This is a genomic window from Aminobacter sp. NyZ550, from assembly GCF_025628925.2.
Classification (GTDB): Bacteria; Pseudomonadota; Alphaproteobacteria; order Rhizobiales; family Rhizobiaceae; genus Aminobacter; species Aminobacter ciceronei.
In genome coordinates this window covers 5,359,593-5,372,912 of the sequence record NZ_CP114190.1, presented here as the reverse complement: position 1 = coordinate 5,372,912, position 13,320 = coordinate 5,359,593, and the positions used below count along the sequence as shown (strand labels likewise).

Annotated in this window: 16 protein-coding genes and 1 pseudogene; 10 read left to right on the top strand and 7 right to left on the bottom strand. The window is 64.8% G+C overall.

What is annotated here, in order from left to right; genetic code table 11:
• Positions 1 to 36: 36 nt before the first annotated feature.
• From N7E70_RS26670 to N7E70_RS26660, 3 genes are read right to left on the bottom strand one after another with little or no spacing between them, the layout of a single operon-like run.
• Complete coding sequence (locus N7E70_RS26670; RefSeq protein WP_263008100.1) at positions 37 to 1,269, bottom strand: NAD(P)/FAD-dependent oxidoreductase; 1,233 nt, start codon at positions 1,267 to 1,269, stop codon at positions 37 to 39.
• On the bottom strand, positions 1,269 to 1,586 hold the full coding sequence (locus N7E70_RS26665) for a 2Fe-2S iron-sulfur cluster-binding protein (protein ID WP_263008099.1): 318 nt from the start codon (positions 1,584 to 1,586) through the stop codon (positions 1,269 to 1,271). The genes N7E70_RS26670 and N7E70_RS26665 overlap by 1 nt, the downstream gene beginning before the upstream one ends.
• A gap of 9 nt (positions 1,587 to 1,595) precedes the next feature.
• Positions 1,596 to 2,198 carry an MSMEG_1061 family FMN-dependent PPOX-type flavoprotein gene (locus N7E70_RS26660; RefSeq protein WP_192318521.1) on the bottom strand — a complete coding sequence of 201 codons (603 nt, stop codon included), beginning with the start codon at positions 2,196 to 2,198 and terminating at the stop codon, positions 1,596 to 1,598.
• 146 nt (positions 2,199 to 2,344) lie between these two features.
• On the opposite strand from N7E70_RS26660, the gene N7E70_RS26655 reads away from it, so the two are divergent.
• A complete protein-coding gene (locus N7E70_RS26655; RefSeq protein ID WP_263008098.1) occupies positions 2,345 to 3,496 on the top strand; it encodes an ROK family transcriptional regulator in 1,152 nt (383 codons plus the stop codon).
• Here the strand turns inward: N7E70_RS26655 and N7E70_RS26650 are convergent.
• On the bottom strand, positions 3,493 to 3,891 hold the full coding sequence (locus N7E70_RS26650) for a hypothetical protein (protein WP_263008097.1): 399 nt from the start codon (positions 3,889 to 3,891) through the stop codon (positions 3,493 to 3,495). The genes N7E70_RS26655 and N7E70_RS26650 overlap by 4 nt on opposite strands.
• A 162-nt stretch (positions 3,892 to 4,053) precedes the next feature.
• On the opposite strand from N7E70_RS26650, the gene N7E70_RS26645 reads away from it, so the two are divergent.
• The gene (locus N7E70_RS26645; RefSeq protein ID WP_263008096.1) at positions 4,054 to 4,305 is read left to right on the top strand and encodes a hypothetical protein; all 252 of its coding nucleotides are present in this window, start codon (positions 4,054 to 4,056) and stop codon (positions 4,303 to 4,305) included.
• 74 nt (positions 4,306 to 4,379) lie between these two features.
• On the opposite strand, the gene N7E70_RS26640 is transcribed toward N7E70_RS26645, so the two are convergent.
• Positions 4,380 to 5,087, bottom strand: coding sequence for a DUF6065 family protein (locus tag N7E70_RS26640; protein ID WP_263008095.1), 708 nt, complete (start codon positions 5,085 to 5,087; stop codon positions 4,380 to 4,382).
• A gap of 161 nt (positions 5,088 to 5,248) precedes the next feature.
• Between N7E70_RS26640 and N7E70_RS26635 the strand changes: the two genes are divergently transcribed.
• The 5 genes from N7E70_RS26635 (at position 5,249) to N7E70_RS26615 (ending at position 7,756) form a co-directional block, all read left to right on the top strand.
• A complete protein-coding gene (locus N7E70_RS26635; RefSeq protein ID WP_263008094.1) occupies positions 5,249 to 5,602 on the top strand; it encodes an ArsR/SmtB family transcription factor in 354 nt (117 codons plus the stop codon).
• Entirely contained in the window at positions 5,586 to 6,047 is a 462-nt protein-coding gene (locus N7E70_RS26630; RefSeq protein ID WP_067965512.1) for an SRPBCC family protein, read from the top strand. The genes N7E70_RS26635 and N7E70_RS26630 overlap by 17 nt, the downstream gene beginning before the upstream one ends.
• A gap of 110 nt (positions 6,048 to 6,157) precedes the next feature.
• A complete protein-coding gene (locus N7E70_RS26625; protein WP_067965510.1) occupies positions 6,158 to 6,607 on the top strand; it encodes a GFA family protein in 450 nt (149 codons plus the stop codon).
• 86 nt (positions 6,608 to 6,693) lie between these two features.
• On the top strand, positions 6,694 to 7,464 hold the full coding sequence (locus N7E70_RS26620; RefSeq protein ID WP_263008093.1) for a DUF899 domain-containing protein: 771 nt from the start codon (positions 6,694 to 6,696) through the stop codon (positions 7,462 to 7,464).
• A 124-nt stretch (positions 7,465 to 7,588) separates the two neighbouring features.
• Complete coding sequence (locus N7E70_RS26615) at positions 7,589 to 7,756, top strand: hypothetical protein (RefSeq protein WP_157097172.1); 168 nt, start codon at positions 7,589 to 7,591, stop codon at positions 7,754 to 7,756.
• Positions 7,757 to 7,821: 65 nt separating this feature from the next.
• Here N7E70_RS26615 and N7E70_RS26610 read toward each other — a convergent pair whose 3' ends face one another.
• A complete protein-coding gene (locus N7E70_RS26610) occupies positions 7,822 to 9,624 on the bottom strand; it encodes an IlvD/Edd family dehydratase (protein ID WP_154386901.1) in 1,803 nt (600 codons plus the stop codon).
• A 254-nt stretch (positions 9,625 to 9,878) separates the two neighbouring features.
• On the opposite strand from N7E70_RS26610, the gene N7E70_RS26605 reads away from it, so the two are divergent.
• On the top strand, positions 9,879 to 10,616 hold the full coding sequence (locus N7E70_RS26605) for a class I SAM-dependent methyltransferase (protein WP_263008118.1): 738 nt from the start codon (positions 9,879 to 9,881) through the stop codon (positions 10,614 to 10,616).
• A 98-nt stretch (positions 10,617 to 10,714) separates the two neighbouring features.
• Positions 10,715 to 11,167, top strand: coding sequence for an SRPBCC family protein (locus tag N7E70_RS26600; protein WP_154386903.1), 453 nt, complete (start codon positions 10,715 to 10,717; stop codon positions 11,165 to 11,167).
• A 394-nt stretch (positions 11,168 to 11,561) separates the two neighbouring features.
• Here the strand turns inward: N7E70_RS26600 and N7E70_RS26595 are convergent.
• A pseudogene (locus N7E70_RS26595) lies at positions 11,562 to 12,754 on the bottom strand (TCR/Tet family MFS transporter).
• Positions 12,755 to 13,112: 358 nt separating this feature from the next.
• Here N7E70_RS26595 and N7E70_RS26590 point away from each other — a divergent pair.
• Entirely contained in the window at positions 13,113 to 13,319 is a 207-nt protein-coding gene (locus N7E70_RS26590; protein WP_067965500.1) for a ParD-like family protein, read from the top strand.
• Position 13,320: the final 1 nt, after the last annotated feature.

Here is a 13,320-nt window from a genome sequence, read left to right as displayed (position 1 = left end):
ACTCCTGGCGGTGTTTCAACAGACCTGCTGTGCGGCCTAGGCTGCGCGTGAAGACTCGGCCACTCGCGCGGCAAGTGCCTTCGCATGAGCCACAATGTCGAAGCCGGGCGCGTTGGCCACATCCATTCCGAGCGGGACACCCGCGTCGAGAATACGCCGCGCCGCGACATGGACGCGGTTGGCGTTGATCGTCTCGACGGCAGCCAACTGCTGGTCGCGGAAGCATAGCGCGACATGACCGTCATTGACTGCCAGTGTTTGCACCACATCGTCAGGCTGCCTCACTCCCACCATTTTCAGCTTGAGCTCGCCGATATCGCTCCAGAACCAGGGCGTCTCCGGTGTCAGATCGGGCTTGCCGCAGAACTGGGCCGCGATGCGGCGTGCCTGGAAGGTGGCATTGGCCACGCTCTCCAGCCGGGCGCCGCCACGCAGCCGCGCACAGTCGCCAATGGCCGAGATGTTGGCAGCCGATGTCGCCAACGCTTCGTCGACCAGAATGCCGTCGTCGACGTCGAGCCCGGCATGGTCGGCGAGCTTGATACTGGGCACGGCGCCGATGCCGATGACAACAAGCTCCGTCGCGCACAACCTGCCGTCGCCCAGCCGAACGCCGGTCACGCGATGCCTGCTGCCTTCGAAACCGGCAACATCGGCGCCGACGATGATCTCGATGCCCATCTCCCGCAGCGCCGTCGCTAACACCTTGGCCGTCCCCTCGGACACCGAGCGGCTCAGAGGCAGCGGACGCGACGCGGCGATGGTCACCTTCACGCCGCGCCTCGCCAGTACGGCGGCCACCTCGAGGCCGAGATAACCCGCACCAACGACGAAGGCCCTCGTGCCGATGACGACAGACGAGGCCAGCCGGTAGGCGTCGCCGAGATCGCGGATCGAGACGATGCCGTTCAGCTCCTCGCCGGGAACCGCAAGCCGGCGGTTGCGCGCGCCGGTAGCGAGGATCAACTGGTCATAGGCAAGCTGTTCGCCGCTTCCCAGCGTCAAACGCTGCCTCCTGGCGTCAATTTCTTCCACCGCCGTACCGCGCCGCAGCCCGATGTCCTGCGTCGCGTAGAACGCCGCCGGCCTGAGCGCGATCGCCTCGTCGGTCAGCCCCTCGGCAAAGCGCTTCGACAGCGGCGGGCGATGATAGGGCAGGGTGCTTTCTGCACTGACCAGCTCGATGTCCCCGTCAAAACCCTCGTCGCGCAGCGAGGCAGCCGCCTGCACGCCGGCGTGACCGGCACCGACAATGACAATGCACTCCATCAGGCGGCTCCCGGGATCGCCACGCTCAGGCCATTCAGTTCGGGCGCGAGCCTGATTTGGCACGCAAGGCGGCTCTGTTCGGTCACGTCCTCGGCCAGCGAAAGCATGTCGGTCTCGTCGTCGGCCGGCGCCGGCAGCCTGCCTGTCCAGTCCAGAGCGACATGGACGTGGCAGGTGCCGCATGAGCAGCCGCCGCCGCATTCGGCGACGATGCCCTTGATGCCGGCGGCGAGGATGGCGTTCAGCAGCGTGCTGCCGGGATCGGCGCTCAGGATGCGCCTGTTGCCGTCGGCTTCGGTGAAGTTGATTTCGATCATGTCACACCCTCAGTAGAGCGTCCGCTGGTCGCCCACGCGGATCCATTCGATCATCTCGTCCTTGTCGAGCCCGGCGATCTGGTCGGCCAGAACGGCGCCCAGCGGCGGAAAATCCTCGCGCCTGGCAAAGGTCGCCGGGTTCCAGACCTTGGAGCGGATGACCGCCTTGGCGCAGTGGAACAGCGCCTCGCCGATCCGGATGCGGATGGCGACCGGTGGCGTCTTGCCCTGGAAGGCAAGCTGCTCCAGCTCCGGCCCGACGACGAGGTCGGCCTCGCCATTGATGCGCAGGATCTCGCCCAGCCCCGGCACCAGGAACAGGCAGCCGACGCGCGGGTTGTCGAGGATGTTCTCCATCGTATCGAGCCGGTTGTTGCCGGGCCGGTCTGGGATCAGGATCGTTTGCCTGTCGATCGCCTTGACGAAGCCGGCGGGGTCGCCGCGCGGCGACACGTCGGCGCCGTTGTGACCTTGGGTCGCGATCAACAGGAACGGCGACAGGGACAGGAAATGCAGGCAATGCTGGTCGAGCCGATCGAGCACCTTCTGCACCACCAGGTCGCCGGGCGGCGGAAACATCTCCCTCAGCTTCACGCGGTCGATCGACTGCATCGACTGATCTCCCTTGCTTGCGACCCATATCCATGGCGGGCCTGTTCGATCCGCCGCGAGGCTAGCGAAAGCTGGTTTGGAGTCAATAAAGAAATTTCGTTGTTTTACTTTTATATGCTAGCGAGACTGGAATCGAGGGTGGAAACATGGCCAACGGCAATTCGGCGACGCTGACCCGGCGCTACAACCGCACAGTCGTGCTCGACGCGCTGCGCCGCCACGGCAGCCTGTCGCGCATCGAGCTGGCGCGGCTTTCAGGCCTCACGCCGCAAGGCATCCGCAACATCATCGAGGATTTGATCGACACCGGGCTGGTGCGCGAGACCGGCCGCCGGCGCGGCCAGCGCGGCCAGCCGCAGATCGACATCGAGATCAGCCCAGGCGCCGGCTATTGCCTCGGCCTGCATGTCGCGGCGGGCGCCTGCCACGCCATCGCCACCGACCTCGCCGGCAACGTCCTGGCGCGGCCGGAGGCGCGCGCCTTCGGCGGCGATCACGGCCAGCAACTGGACGCATTGGGGGCGATCGCGCGCGAGGTGGCTTCCGCGGCCGACGGGCTGTCTCGGCTCGGCACAGGTGTCGTGGTCTCGCGTCCGCTTGCCAGCCGCTGGTCGGCGACGGGCGGGTCGGCCGAGGCGCAGGCGGACTTCGCCAAGCCCTTCGAGGCCCTGTTTGCGTCGACCCCGCTGGTGTTCGAGAATGACGCCAATGCCGCCGCCATGGCCGAGTACACGCATGGCCGGGCCAAGGGGCGCGGCGACTTCCTCTATCTTTTCCTCGGTGAGGGCGTGGGTGGCGCGATCGTGCAGGGCGGGGTGCCGGTGCATGGCGGACGCGGAAATGCCGGCGAGTTCGGCCACATGCTCATCGACCCCAAGGGACCGAAGTGCCACTGCGGCAATCGCGGTTGCCTGCATGGCTCTCTGGCGCTCGATGGCCTCAGGCGGCTGTTGCCGGTAGGTGCTGCGCTCGCGCCGGAGACCGTTCCGCAATCCTGGCTGGATGGCGCAGCTTCGGCACTGTCTCGAGCGCTCGTCAGCCTCGAGAACATCTTCGATCCCCAGGCGATCGTGCTCGGCGGCACTGCACCTGCCTGGCTGTTGCATAGGCTGGTAGAAAAAATGGGTGATCCCGGCCCGTCGGTTCGTTCGGATATGGCAGAGGCACGAGTCGAGGTCAGCGGTCTCGGCCAGAGCTGCGCCCTGATCGGCGCCGCGGCCCTGCCGCTGCTCGCGCTGACCAGCCCGGACCCGGCGACCTTGATGAAGGAACCTTTGGTCGAGCAGGCTGCCGATTAGTCGGACGACAACCCGAAGCGTTCGACGACGTCGGGATTGATCAGCTTGGCATGCAGCGCCAGCAGGATGATCTGGGCGTCGAAACTGTCCTCGGCATCGAGCGCGATCTCGATGCGCTGTTCCGCCCGCACGGCCATGTCGCCGCCATTGGCGCCGGCAAAGGCGTCGGCGCCAGCAATGCAGTAGCCGAACAACTGGGCGATGGGCGGATAGGCTGAAGAAGGCGGCTCGTCGGGCCAATGGTCCTTCATCAGGTTGACGATGGTGAGCTTCACCCCCTCCGGCACCAGCGCCGGATGCAGGTCGACCGCGCGCAATGCGCCATCAAGTTCGCGCAGGTCGCTGGAGCGGCCGAACAGGCCGAGGAAACCGAGGGATGAGCGTCGTCTGGCCATGGCTTGCGTCCGTTGCGTCGGTTTCCAGTTAGGCGAGGCGAGGGGGGAATTCAAACATCGTCGGACGTTCATCGGCAGAATTTCCCGGCGGCTGTGGAATAGTCACCGATGTCTCCCGTTCCTCCCCGGCAATCAGCAAGATTGTCGAACAGGAGATGACAGATGAAAAAGACCCTCGCCATTCTTGGTGCCCTGATCTTCGCCGCACCGCTGGCGCAGACGCCTGCACATGCCGACGACGACATCAGCCGCTTCTTCAAGACGGTCATTGCCGGCGGCAAGAAATCCGACGGCAAGAGCTGGTCGAACAGCTCGTCGAACGCATCGAGCAATTCGCGTTTCAACCGGTCGTCGAACTCGTCCAACAACTCGAGCTCCAACAGCTCGTCGAACTCGTCGTCCGACGACGATTGACCCCGACGGAAACGCAGAAAAAGGGCCGGTGGTTCACCACCGGCCCTTTTTTGTGTGCATTGAAAACATGCGCCTCAGCGCTGGCTGCGGGCGAAGCGGCGATACCAGCCGTCGGTGGAGATGGTGTTGCGGAAGACGCGGCTGCGGTCCTTCTTTTCGTCTTCCCTCTCGGCCCGAATGTCTGCTGACAGCTCCAGCGCCTTGCGCTCGAAAGGGATGACCTGCGCGATCGGCGCGCCCTTCTCGATGATGTGCAGCCCGTCCGCGCCGGTGGCGAAGAACGGGAAGTGGATCTCGGCCGCATAGCTGTCGGTGTCGACGACGCCCGAGATGATCTCGAAGATGCCATTGAGGCGGTTCAGCGGCTGCACGAACAGGCAGCTCCAGCCCGGTGGGGTACGGATGCTCCAGTAGTTATGGAACTTGCACGGCGGCAGCGGCGCGCGCGGATTGCCGGCCACCTGATGGGCACCATGATTGCTGACCAGAGTGCGGTCGAAGTCCCAGGCGGTATCGACCTTCTTGCCGCCGTCCGAAATTTCCATGCGCACGGTTGCCGCCAGCCGGATGATCCAGCCGGCCGTCATGGCGTCGAGAAACGGCATGCATCGTTTGACCGTCAGCCCGCTGTCGCCGGTCGACAGCTTCTCGGGATCGACCGCCGGCAGCTTGCGAAACCAGTCGGGCATGAAGGTCTTGGCCGACACCGGCGGCGGGATCACGCCGTCGTCTTCGGGGCGGCAGAGAAAGCGTATCGCGCGCGTCTTGGGCGTCAGGAACATTCTTGCATCTCCTTGATGATGGCAGGGAGAACGGGCGGGCAGGGCGTCTATTCCATGGCGTGGTCATGCAACCCTTCCGGCCGCTATTTTCGGCCTCGCTTGACAGCGTGGCTTTCCGGTTGTACTTAACAGATAAGTTAATTAACAAGTCTGCTAAATAGATGACCGAAGATCACCTCGACGCCACATTCGCCAGCCTCGCCGACCCGACCCGGCGGGCCATCCTTGCCCGGCTTGCGCAGGGCGAGGCGACCGTCAACGAGCTGGCCGAGCCGTTTGAGATGAGCCTGCCGGCGATCTCGCGCCACCTGAAGGTGCTGGAGCGCGCCGGTCTGATCAGCCGCGGCCGCGAGGCGCAGTGGCGCCCGTGCCGGCTGGAGGCCGGGCCGCTCAAGGACATCGCCAACTGGGTCGAGCGCTACCGCCGCTTCTGGGATCAGAGCTTCGACCGCATGGCTGACTATCTCAAGGAACTGCAGACGCCCAGGGGAAACCAGGATGACCGCAAGAACTGACACCGTCGCCGCCCAGTCGCTCGTCCTCGAATTTTCACGTGTCTTCGATGCGCCGCCGGCGCTCGTCTTCCGCATGTGGTCGAGCCCCGAGCATCTCTGCCGCTGGTGGGGGCCGAAGGGCTTTACGTCGAGCTGCGAGACGCACGAGTTCCGTAACGGCGGCAGCTACCATCTGCTCATTCATGGCCACGTCGAGGATGGCATGACCGGCACCTTCCGCGAGGTCGTCGAGAACGAAAGGATCGTCTTCACCTTTGCCTGGGATCACGACCCCGACTGGCAGACGCTGGTGACGGTGACGTTGAAGCCTGAAGGAGACCGCACGCGGCTGACCTTCCGCCAGGAGCCGTTCCTCGACGTCGAAACGCGCGACTCGCATCTGGGCGGCTGGGGCGAATGCCTCGATCGCCTGGCCGACGCGCTTGCCGGCCGACCCGTGCTGTGAAGCTTCGCGCCGGCTGAAGCCGCCGGCGCGCCGACTGCCCGATTGAAACCGCTGTCCCCGATGATCGTTGTCGATCATCGGAACGACACGCCATGCGAGGAGAAACGAAGATGCTGAAATCCTATCGCGGCAGTTGCCATTGCGGGGCCGTGCATTTCGAATGCCAGCTCGATCTGGCACCCAAAGGCCAACGCTCGACGCCTGAGCTCGACGGCGTCTGGTGGACGTCGAGCTTCCGCTGCAACTGCTCCTGGTGCGCCAAGACCCGTTTCTGGAAGAATTTTGCCCGGCCTGCCGGCTTCCGCGTCACCGCGGGTGCCGACATGCTGACCGAGTACCGCTTCAACTCGTCAGCCATCCGCCACACTTTCTGCAGCCGCTGCGGCGTCCATCCCTTTGCGTCGGCCAGCTTCGACATCATGGGCGGCGACTTCTTTGCGGTGAACGTCGCCTGTCTCGACGACATCTCGGCCGACGAACTGGCTGCCGTGCCAATCACCTATGAGGACGGCAAGAACGACGCCTGGGACCGGCCACCTGTGGTGACCGCCTACCTCTAGCAGCGAGCATCGGACCTTCGAGCCGTGCATGACGGCCGCCACGGGGCGGCCGATTGGAAGCCTGTGTCCAAAAGATGGAGAGTGACATGCAGCATGAAACCGTATCACGAGACGAGTGGGTTGCGGCGCGCCGGACGCTGCTTGCCAAGGAAAAGGCAATGACCAGGGCGCGCGACGCGCTGAGCGCCGAGCGGCGCGAACTGCCTTGGGTCAGGATCGACAAGCAATATTATTTCGACGGCCCCGGAGGACAGCTGTCGCTGTCCGACCTGTTCGACGGGCGCAGCCAGCTGTTCATCAAGCACTTCATGATGGCGCCGGGCCAGCAGCACCATTGCGTCGGCTGCTCGTTCGAGATGGACAATGTCGACAGCGTGCTCGTCCACCTCGAAAACCACGACGTCAGCTACGTTGCGGTCACCCGTGCGCCGCTGGCCGAAGCCGAGGCGCTGAAGGCGCGCATGGGCTGGAAGGCGCGCTTCGTCTCGTCCTTCCGCAGCGACTTCAACTACGACTTCAACGTCTCCTACACGCCCGAGCAATTGGCGGCGAAGCAGGCCATCTACAATTTCGAGCCACTCGATTTCCCTATCGAGGATCTCTCCGGCGACAGCGTCTTCTACAAGGACGACGACGGCCAGATCTATCTGACCTATTCGACCTTCGGCCGCGGCGCGGAGCAGTTTCTCGGCATCTATGGTTTTCTCGACGTGATGCCCAAGGGCCGTGCCGAGAACGGTCCGTTCCACCTGCTCGCCGACTGGGTCAGGCCGCACGACATGTATGGCAAGGGCGGCATGGTCGAGATGACGGGCCGCTACCACCCGGCCGATTGCGGCTGCGGCAAGCACGGTTGAGCGGGTGATGTGCTGCGCCCTGACAGCATTGCTCTTCGCCGTGATGGCAGCCTGGCGCCGCTTGTGGAGAGCGGCGTCCGGTTGGCATCACGGCGTGCGCTGGGGTGCAGTTGTTGGCACGGCCTTGGCCGTAGGTATCGGGACAGCTGCCGCCGCGCAGCATCTCGGTCATTACGTCGCGCGCGCCGAGATCAACCAGCGCAGCATTCTCGCCGAGATGCTGGCGCAGCCGATCTGCTCCGGCGAAGCCGCAAATGTGGCGGGCGAGCAAACGGCGATCCGCCTCGACTGACTGCGTCTCGGGCTGACCGTGCCCGAGGCGTGATTGTGCCTAGGCAACGATGCTCCCGGGGGTACCTAGTGATTGTCGCGCGGCAGGCCTTTGGTCTGGGCGACACGCTGGTATTTGACAGCCGGCTTCAGCACCATGCCTTGCGCCAACTGGTCGACCATGCCGCGCTGGATTTCCTGCCATGGCGTCTGGTGCGCCGGGAAGTGATAGCCGCCATCGTTCTGCAGCTCGGCGCGGCGGCGGGCGATCTCGTCGTCGCTCACCAGGATGTCGGCGGTGCCCTTCCTCAGGTCGATGCGCACCCGGTCGCCCGATTTCAGCAGCGCCAGCCCGCCGCCGACGGCGGCTTCCGGAGAGGCGTTGAGGATCGAGGGCGATCCCGATGTGCCCGACTGACGGCCATCGCCGATGCAGGGCAGCGAGTGGATGCCACGCTTGAGCAGATAGGCTGGCGGCTGCATGTTCACCACCTCGGCGCCGCCGGGATAGCCGACAGGCCCAGCACCTCGCATGAACAGCACCGTATGCTCGTCGATGTTCTCGGCGGGGTCGTCGATGCGGGCGTGATAGTCCTCCGGTCCGTCGAACACCTTTGCCGTGCCTTCGAAGGCTTCCGGGTCTTTGGGGTTTGACAGATAGCGGTCACGGAACTCTGGCGAGATCACGCTGGTCTTCATGATCGCGCTGTCGAACAGATTGCCCCTGAGGTTGATGAAGCCGGCGTCCTTCTTCAACGGGTCGGCAACCGACCTGATGACCTTGGGGTCCATGTTCTCGGTGGCGCCGCAGTTCTCGCCCATCGACTTGCCGTTGGCGGTGATCGCGTCGGGGTGCGGCAGCAGGCCGGCCTTCATCAGTTCGGCGACGACCGCCGGCACGCCGCCGGCGTGGTGATAGTCCTCGCCGAGATATTCGCCGGCCGGCTGCAAATTGACCAGCAGCGGCACATGGTGGCCGACCCTCTGCCAGTCGTCATTGTCGAGCGGCACGTCGAGATGACGGGCAATGGCATTGAGGTGGATCGGCGCATTGGTCGAGCCGCCGATCGCCGAATTGATGACGATGGCGTTTTCGAAGGCTTCGCGGGTCATGATGTCGGACGGCTTCAGATCCTCGCGTACCATGTCGACGATGCGCTTGCCGGTCTCGTAGGAGATCTGGCCGCGCTCGCGATAGGGCGCGGGGATCGCAGCCGCTCCGGGCAACTGCATGCCGAGCGCCTCGGCCAGGCTGTTCATCGTCGTCGCCGTGCCCATGGTGTTGCAATAGCCGACCGACGGCGCCGACGAGGCGACGATGTCCATGAACTGGTTGTAGTCGATCTCGCCCGACGACAGGCGCTCGCGCGACTTCCACACGATGGTGCCCGAGCCGGTGCGTTCGCCCTTGTGCCAGCCATTGAGCATGGGGCCGACCGACAACGCGATCGCCGGGATGTTGACGGTGGCCGCCGCCATCAAAAGCGCGGGGGCAGTCTTGTCGCAGCCGATGGTCAACACCACGCCGTCGAGCGGATAGCCATAGAGCACTTCGACGAGGCTGAGATAGGCGAGGTTGCGGTCGAGCGAGGCGGTTGGGCGCTTGCCGGTTTCCTGGATCGGGTGGCAGGGAAACTCGAACGGCACGCCGCCGGCGGCAACGATGCCGTCGCGCACGCGCTTGGCCAACTCGATGTGGTGGCGGTTGCACGGCGACAGGTCAGAGCCGGTCTGGGCGATGCCGATCAGCGGCTTGCCCGACTGCAGCTCCTCGCGCGTCAGGCCGAAATTCAGGTAGCGCTCGAGATAGAGCGCGGTCATGCCGGGATTGTCGGGATTGTCGAACCACTCCTGCGAACGGAGCTTCTTCGTCGTCTTTGTGCCGGCCATCAATTCCTCCCGAAATCCGGACCTGCATCGTTATGGCAAGGACCAAAGCGCTGCAAGAGCGACGAAGGGCGCAACGCGCGGGATGCCGTTGGGCGATGCCCTGGTGCAACTTTCGACGGCCTCTGATCCGGCCAGCGAGGCTTTTCTCGTGACGCTCAAGTGATAAGAATGCGCCGCCGGCGCGTCGGTCGGAAAGCCGAAACCGGCTTTCGCAAAGATGCGCGACTTCAACAAGCAGAGCGAGCAATGCCTTGATCGACGACCGCCTTTACATCGACCCCGAGCTTGTCCAGTTCTACGACCTCGAGAACGAAGGCGGCGACGATGTCGACTTCATCATGGGCTTCGTTGGCGACGCCAAGAGCGTGCTCGACCTCGGCTGCGGCACCGGCGCGCTGACGGCGATGTTGGCCGACGGCAGAGCGGTCACCGGTGCCGATCCGGCGCCGGCCATGCTCGATGTCGCCCGCAAGCGCCGCGGCGGCGATCGCGTCGAATGGGTCGAGGGCGATGCCCGGTCGCTGCGCCTCGGCAAAAGCTTCGACCTGGTTATCCTGACCGGCCACGCCTTCCAGGTGTTCCTGACCGCCGATGACCAGCGCGCCGTGCTCGACACCATCGCTGCCCACCTGGCATCAGACGGCCGCTTCATCTTCGACAGCCGCAATCCGCTGGCCCGGGAGTGGCAGGAGTGGGGACCCGACGACTCGAGGCGCACCGTTGCGCATCCCACTCTCGGCGCCGTCGAGGCCTGGAACGACGCCGTCCAGGACGCGGTAACGGGCATTGTCACCTACGACACCTTCTATCGAGTGCCGGCCGGCGGGCGGCAGTTCCATGCCCAGTCGCGCATCGCCTTTCCGGCGCAGCAGGCGCTCGCCGAGATGATAGCCGCGGCAGGGCTTGTCGTCGACCGCTGGCTCGGCAGCTGGCAGGGCGCGCCCTACGCGCCCGACACGGGCGAGATCATCCCGATCGGCCGCAAGGCCTGATCCCGATCGGCCACGGGGTCTGACAAAAACTGCGGCGATGGACAATCGCCGGGCGCTGCGTTACGCCTCGATCGGATCGGCATTCGGGAGGATAACGCATGGCCCTGGTGATCGAAGGCGAGGAAAAGATCGCCGCCCCCATCGAGGTGGTGTGGAAGGCGCTCAACGATCCCAATGTGCTCAAGGAGAGCATTCCCGGCTGCGAGAGCCTGGAGATGACCTCGCCGACCGAGATGGCCGCCAAGGTGGTGCTCAAGATCGGTCCGATCAAGGCGACCTTTTCCGGCGAGGTGACGCTGAAGAACCTCAAGCCGCCGCACTCCTACACCATCGAAGGCGAGGGCAAGGGCGGCATCGCCGGCTTCGCCAAGGGCGGCGCCGACGTGACGCTGACCGAGGATGGGCCCGGTTCGACGATCCTCAAATACGAGGCCAAGGCCGATGTCGGCGGCAAGATCGCCCAGCTCGGCAGCCGCCTGATCACCTCGACTTCGAAGAAGCTGGCCGGCCAGTTCTTCTCGACCTTTGGCGAGAAGGTAGGCGGAGCGTAAGGCGCAATTTTCCTTCTCCCCTTGGCGACTGTCCGCGGGGGAGTGGTGACAGTGGCGCTGGCGGTCGTTCTTTACGAGGCCAACCTTTGGCGTCGCGATCCTTCCCACCCCCCTCTGGCCTGCCGGCCATCTCCCCCACAAGGAGGGAGATTAGTCGCGTCGCCGGCGGCGCCTATCCCGCACTGTCATGCTTGCGACGTTGGCGATTGGGCGCGGGGTAGATGCAGGCCTGATCTCCCCCCTTGTGGGGGAGATGCCCGGCAGGGCAGAGGGGGGTGGGAAGGAATGAGACGGAGGCGGTCTGCGGGAGTTCCGCTTGGCGGCTCCGGTTCAGAAAAACTAGGAAAAGAGTGGAAAAGCCCTCCACGTCTCGCACCCTACCCACCCACCACCTTCACGTCGCCGCTGCCGGCACCGCCTCGCGAAATCTCAGGCCAAGCACCAGCGGCACGCTAAGCGCGTAGAGGGCGATGACGGACAGCCAGATCGCGCCGGGCCATTGGGCGCGGACGACAAAGTAGAAGCTGGAGAAGGCGAGCGGGGCTGCGATCGAGGCGAGGCTGAGCGCCGAGGCGAGCACGCCCTGGAACTGGCCTTGCTGGCTCTCGTCGACCTGCCGGGTGGCGAGCGACTGAAGGGCGGGCACGCCGATGCCGCCGAGGGCGAAGAGCGGCATGATGGCGAAGATCATCCAGCTCGCGGTGGCGAATGCCATGACGACCAGTGCAGTGCAGGCGCAGGCGATGCCGACGAGGATGGCGGTGCGCTCGCCGAGCAGCCTGACTGCGGGACCGGGTAGAAAAGCCTGGGCAAGCGCCTGGCAGACGCCGAAGCTGCCCAGCGACAGGCCGATCCACAGCCCGTTCCACTGAAAGGCATCGCTGCCCCACAGCGCCCAGGAGGTGCCGTAGGCCTCGCCGGTGGCGCTGAAGATGAGGAAGACGGAAATGACGGGCAAAAGGTGCTTCATCGAAAACAGCCAGCGCAGCGGCCTAAGCGGATTGAGCGCGGCGAGGTCGATCTTCGCCCGGCTGGGTTCTCGCGATTCCGGCAGGACGAAAAATGCCAGCAGGAGGTTGCAGGCGTTGAGCACCGCTGCCGCGATGAGGGCAGGCGCAGCCAGTGGTCGCCGAGCACGCCCCCCAGCACCGGCCCGATGATGAAGCCAATGCCGAACATGGCGTTGAACAGGCCAAAGCGGCGGGCACGTTTATGCTCGGCGGAGATGTTGGTGATGTAGGCAGTCGCCACCGACAAGTTGGCGCTGGTCAGCCCGGCAATGGCGCGGCCGAGCAGCAGCATCCAGAGGCTGGGGGCAATGGCCAGGAACAGGTAGTTGACCGCCGCCCCGGCGAGCGAGATCAAGAACACCGGGCGCCGGCCGAGCCGGTCGCTCAGCGAACCGAGGACTGGAGCGAAGACGAACTGCATCGCGGCGTAGAGTGCCGTCATGATGCCGATATAGGCGGCGACATTGTCGGCATGGGTGACGTCGCGCAAAAGCGCGGGCAGGATCGGAAAGATGAGCCCGATGCCGATGGCGTCGAGGACTATGGCAACGAAGATGACGATGAGCGGCTTGCTCATGGCGGACTCCAATCGATGCAAGCGTGCAGCGGTGCCTGGCGCCGATGGGGTGCTTGCGATGGGCCTGATCGATGTCAGGCGGGATGATTTTCGGAAGACGCTGGCGACCCACGCCCGAAACGGCATGGGTATTTATGCTTGACCGCCTGGACGACTATTCGTCCACCTGTTTACTCCGCCACTGGGCGGATCAAGGGAAGCGGTCGCTTTTCGCGACGGGTTCCCTTTACGTTACGTGACGGCGCCGGGCAAGGGTGTCCTTTGCGACGTGCCTCGCTGGCCCTCATGTCGCCGAGTCCAATTGACCTAAGAATATATGAAACGTATATGATGCGTATATTCAGTTCAGGAGACATTCATGGGCATCGTAAAGATCGACGAGGAGCTGCATGAGGAAGTCAGGCGGGCGAGCACGGTGATGTGCCGGTCGATCAATGCCCAGGCCGAGTTCTGGATGAAGGTCGGCATGCTGGCGGAGGCCAATCCGACGCTGTCGTTCAACGAGATCGTCAGGATGCAGTTTGCGGCAGCACAAGTGCATATCAGGGACCTGGCGGTCGCCTGAC